This window comes from Aestuarium sp. (genome assembly GCF_023253315.1).
In the GTDB taxonomy this organism is placed as follows: domain Bacteria; phylum Pseudomonadota; class Alphaproteobacteria; order Rhodobacterales; family Rhodobacteraceae; genus Marivivens; species Marivivens donghaensis.
On sequence record NZ_JALRGW010000106.1, the window covers coordinates 1 to 1,010 of the forward strand.

General features: G+C 47.9%; 2 protein-coding genes. Both read left to right on the top strand.

Going from position 1 to position 1,010, the window contains the following annotated elements; genetic code table 11:
- Positions 1 to 629 (top strand): hypothetical protein (locus tag AC1QQ2_RS14425; RefSeq protein WP_479713666.1); only part of this gene is annotated, 629 nt, incomplete at its 5' end.
- Positions 630 to 692: 63 nt separating this feature from the next.
- Positions 693 to 1,010, top strand: a 318-nt coding sequence (locus tag AC1QQ2_RS14430) for a hyaluronate lyase N-terminal domain-containing protein (RefSeq protein WP_479713667.1), incomplete at its 3' end; no start/stop codon positions are given.

Genomic DNA, 1,010 nt, shown 5'->3' on the forward strand with positions numbered 1-1,010 from the left:
GAACAAACTACTATTATGTTTATCAGTCTGTGGTCAGCGCAACTACCTTATATTCTGCAATGTATCAATACCCTTGGACTGTTTTCAATTCATCTCTTGGGATAAACGAACTTCCTTTTGTAAAAATCCCTAGTGCTGGCATTTTACAGATGGAACACCTTAACAGCGTGCTGCCTGATTTCATCCAAGGTGCAAACTTTGTTGTTGCAACAACTGATGCGGCGGCTTTGGAATACAAAGTGTTTTCACCAACTATCCCTGCATCAACCGAAACCTATGGGATGCAAATATATTCAGACACTGGGGCTGTTGTCTTTGACTCAAGAAACCCGATCCTTGGGGTAGAAGTGTTTCAGGTCACGCTTGGTCAAGTGCAGAATATCTTGCTTAATGATGCTGTCGTAGACTTACCATTGTCCAAGAGCATTGCTAATGCCTTTGTGCATAGCCCAGATTGGATGAACTATACCTCGCACACGACAACGTCAGGTTGTGGCAGGTTTATCAAAATAACGCAGCCTTCAAGCACCACAATCAGGCTTAGCCGACAGAGCATTGGCCCAAACTTGGGTTTGTGCAATAATGGATACAACAACTTTCAGCCGCTAACGCTGTTTGTCTCCAGATGATCTTTGCAATGGCCGACACCGCCAATTATATGATACAATGCGTCAACCGCTTAGGAGTGACAGATGACTAAACAAGTTCAGCGCCGCAGAGGCACAGCGTCACAACACACATCGTTCACGGGTGCAGACGGTGAACTCTCTGTAAACACAACAAACAAATCCGTGCATGTCCACGATGGCGTTACCACGGGTGGCATTGAAGCTGCACGGGCTGACCTTACCAACGTGTCGGATGCAAGCCTTAACACCGCTCTAGCTGGCAACACCCTGTCGTCGCTGACGATCACTTCTGCTGACATCAACGGCGGCACCATCGACGGCACGACCATCGGCTCTGCCTCTCCTGCGGCTATCACTGGCACTGCATTGACGGCTACAACC